The following is a 3,571-nucleotide window of genomic DNA, read 5'->3' on the forward strand; positions in this document are numbered from 1 at the left end:
GGAGCCGCCGGAGCGCCCGCCGGTGCTGGAGCCGGCCTGGGCGCCGGAGCGGCGCGAGCGGCCGGTCGCGCGGCGGCCGGTGCCCGTCTCGCCCTGCAGGGCGGCCATCTTCTCGGCGGGGGAGGTGTACTCGCGCTTGGGCGCGACCTCGCCGACGAGCTCCGCGACCACGGGGCTGCCGGGCTGGACGCGGTCCTTGCGGGGGGTGACCTTCGCCTGGCGCATGAGCGTGGTGACCTCGCGCTCCTGCTCCGGCAGCACGACGGTGACGACCGTGCCCTCGGACCCGGCGCGGGCGGTGCGGCCCGAGCGGTGCAGGTAGGCCTTGTGCTCGGTCGGCGGGTCGACGTGGACGACGAGCTCGACGTCGTCGACGTGGATGCCGCGGGCCGCGACGTCGGTGGCGACGAGGACGTTGACCTCGCCCTCGGAGAACGCGGTGAGGTTCCGCTGGCGCGCGCCCTGGGTGAGGTTGCCGTGCAGGTCGACCGACGGGATGCCCGCGGCGATGAGCTGCTTGGCCAGCTTCTTGGCGGAGTGCTTGGTGCGCATGAAGAGCACCCGGCGCCCGGTGCCGGAGGCGAGCTCGCGGACGACCTCGCTCTTGGCGGTGGCGTCGGAGACCGACAGCAGCCGGTGCGTCATGGTCGACACCGGGGACTCCGCGGAGTCGACGGAGTGGGTGCGCGGGTCGCGCAGGTACCGGCGGACGAGCCGGTCGACGCCGTTGTCCAGCGTGGCGCTGAACAGCATCCGCTGGATGCCGGCCGGGGTGGCGTCGAGGATGCGCGTGACGGCGGGCAGGAAGCCCAGGTCGGCCATGTGGTCGGCCTCGTCGAGCACGGTGATCCGGACCTGGTCGAGGAACACCTCGCGCTGGCCCATGAGGTCCTCGAGGCGGCCCGGGCAGGCGATGACGATGTCGACGCCGCGGCTCAGGGCCTGGGTCTGACGGCCCTGGGGGACGCCGCCGAAGACCGTGGTGACCGTGAGGCCGTTGGTCTCGGCGAGGGGGCGCAGCACCTCGGCGATCTGGGTGGCCAGCTCGCGGGTGGGGGCCAGGACGAGCGCGCGGGGGCGCTTGGTCGTCCGGGTCGTCGTGGTGTCCGACAGCAGGCGGCTGACGATCGGCAGCGCGAAGGCCAGCGTCTTGCCGGAGCCGGTGCGTCCGCGGCCCAGGACGTCGCGCCCGGCCATGGAGTCCGGCAGCGTCGCGGTCTGGATCGGGAAGGGGGCGGTGATGCCCTGCGCGGACAGCGCCGCGACGAGGGGGGCGGAGACGCCGAGGGCGTCGAAACCGGGGGTGGGCTGCGACTCGGGCGTCGCGGACAGGGGTGTTCCAGGCATGTGGGTGCTCGCGCCTCTCAGGCGTGGTCGGGGCGCCGCAGACAGACCTCGGCTTGGTCCGGCAGGTGGTGCGTGCCGGAGCCGGTGCAGGTGCTCCACGACGGTGCGGCGCGCACGGGTCGGCGCGGCGCTGCAGCCATCCTCCCACACCGGGGGGCGGGGGTCCGCGCCGCTCCGCGCGCGACGGCCCCGCCTGGGACAGTGGCCGTGTGCCCCGTGCCCCGAGAGCCGTCCCCGAGCGCGTGCGGCGCCTGGGCCGGACCGCCCCGCTGCTCGTGCAGTCGGCCGTCGCCGCCGGGCTGGCGTACTGGGTGGCCAGCACGGTGCTCGGGCACGAGCAGCCGTTCTTCGCGCCGGTCGCCGCGATCGTCGGCCTCGGTGCGTCCTACCGGCAGCGCGGCCGTCGAGCGGTGGAGATCGTCGTCGGCGTGGCGATCGGCGTCGGGGTCGGCGACCTCGTCGTCGCGCTCGTCGGGCCCAGCATCTGGGTCCTCGTCCTGGCGGTCCTCGTCGCCATGAGCCTGGCGGTGTTCCTCGACGTGGGGGCCCTCGTGGTCACCCAGGCGGGGGTGCAGTCGGCGATCGTCACCACGCTCGTGGCCAACCCGTCGCAGGGCCTGGACCGCTGGCTCGACGCGGTCGTCGGCGGCGCGACGGCGCTGCTCATCGCCGTGCTGTCGCCGGTGGGGCCGCTGCGGCGCCCCCGCGAGCACGCCGTGGAGGTGCTGCGGACCCTGGCGGACCTGCTGCGCGACGCCGTGTCGGCCAACCGGACCGGCGACGTCGACCTGGCCCGGCGGACGCTGGAGCGGGCGCGGGAGACCGAGTACTCGCTGGGACAGCTGCGCGACCTCACGGAGGAGCGCTCAGACGCGGCGTCCCTGTCGCTGCTGCGCCGCTCGCGCTCCCGCCGGGCCCGCAGCGACGCCCACGCCGCCACGGTCCTCGACCTGGCCGTCCGCAACGCCCGGGTGCTCGTCCGCAGGGCCGACGTGGCCGTCGAGCGCGAGGACCCGATCCCGGCGGAGGTGCTGCGCCTGGTCGGCGACCTGGCCGACGTCGTCGACCACCTGGCCGCCGGCTACGACGACCCCGCCCAGCAGCCGCTGCTGCGCCGCGAGCTCACGGCGCTCGCCGAGCGGTCGTCGACGTTCGCGGTGCCGCTCGGGCTGTCGGGGGCGACGGTCCTCGCGCAGTGCCGGTCCCTCGTCACCGACCTGCTGCGCCTCACGGGCCTGGGCCACGGCGAGGCGCTGGGGCTCGTGCCCCGCATGCACGCCTGAGGCCCGGACCGGTCCTGCGGACGAGGCACTGGCTGGTGCGGCTCCTGCGGGAGCGGCCCAGCAGCTACGTGATGGCTGCGGCCCCCGCCGGCTGCGTCCCGGCGGGCGAGGGCAGGCGGGGCAGCAGCAGCGGGACCAGGCCCGGCAGCGCCGCGACGGCCGAGAGCAGGCCGAAGCCGACGGCCGCGGAGACCCCGGCCGCGGCGGGCAGGCCGACGGCGGCGAAGCAGAGCGCCGCCCCGGCCTCACGGGCGCCCCAGCCCGCCACCGTCAGTGGCACCCCGGCGAGCACGAGCACGACCAGCACCGCCGGCACGACGTCGCCCAGCGGGGCGACGGTGCCCGTGGCGCGCGCCGCGACGACGAACAGCGTCACGGCGCAGGCCAGCACCCCGACCGAGAGCCCGGCGGCCGCCAGCAGCGCCGGGACCAGCGCCGGGGGCAGCCCGCGTGCCCCGCCGGTGCGACGCCAGGGCTGCCACAGCAGCACGCCGACGAGGACCGCCACCGCCCCCGCGACCACGAGGACGGCCACCGTGCGGCCGTCCGCCCCGTCGGCGGCGCCGAGCAGGTCGGGGCGCCGGAGCAGGACGACGACCACCGCGAGGACGAGCACCGCGTGCCCGACCACGCGCTCGAGCGCCACCGCCCGGGCGGCGGGGAGCAGGCCGACGTCCTTCCCGTGGCGCCTGGCCCGGTCCACGTCGCCGAGCACCGCGCCGGGCAGCACCTGGTTGAGCAGCTCGCTGCGCAGGTACTCCGCCCACGCCTGCAGCGGCCCCAGCGGCGCGCCCAGCGCCCGCGCGACGACGAGCCACCGGGCGGCGGCCAGCGCCCGGAAGCCCAGCCCCAGGGCCACGGCGAGCAGCACCGGCCCCGGCGACAGCACGGCGGTCCCGTCCCGCAGTGCCTGGCCGCCCACCGCGACGGCGAAGTCGGAG

The 3,571-nt window shown here is 77.0% G+C and carries 3 protein-coding genes; 1 reads left to right on the top strand and 2 read right to left on the bottom strand.

What is annotated here, in order from left to right; translation table 11 throughout:
- The coding region (locus WCS02_RS18695) for a DEAD/DEAH box helicase (protein WP_340295796.1) at nt 1-1,347 on the bottom strand (1,347 nt) is incomplete at its 3' end.
- Between the two features lie 209 nt (nt 1,348-1,556).
- Here WCS02_RS18695 and WCS02_RS18700 point away from each other — a divergent pair.
- Nucleotides 1,557-2,630 (top strand): FUSC family protein, encoded by a 1,074-nt coding sequence (locus tag WCS02_RS18700; RefSeq protein ID WP_340295797.1) that lies wholly within the window; start codon nt 1,557-1,559, stop codon nt 2,628-2,630.
- Between the two features lie 64 nt (nt 2,631-2,694).
- Here the strand turns inward: WCS02_RS18700 and WCS02_RS18705 are convergent.
- Nucleotides 2,695-3,571: lysylphosphatidylglycerol synthase domain-containing protein (locus WCS02_RS18705; RefSeq protein ID WP_340295798.1), on the bottom strand; the 877-nt coding region annotated here is incomplete at its 5' end.

Origin of the sequence: Aquipuribacter hungaricus (assembly GCF_037860755.1) — a bacterium.
Classification (GTDB): Bacteria; Actinomycetota; Actinomycetes; order Actinomycetales; family JBBAYJ01; genus Aquipuribacter; species Aquipuribacter hungaricus.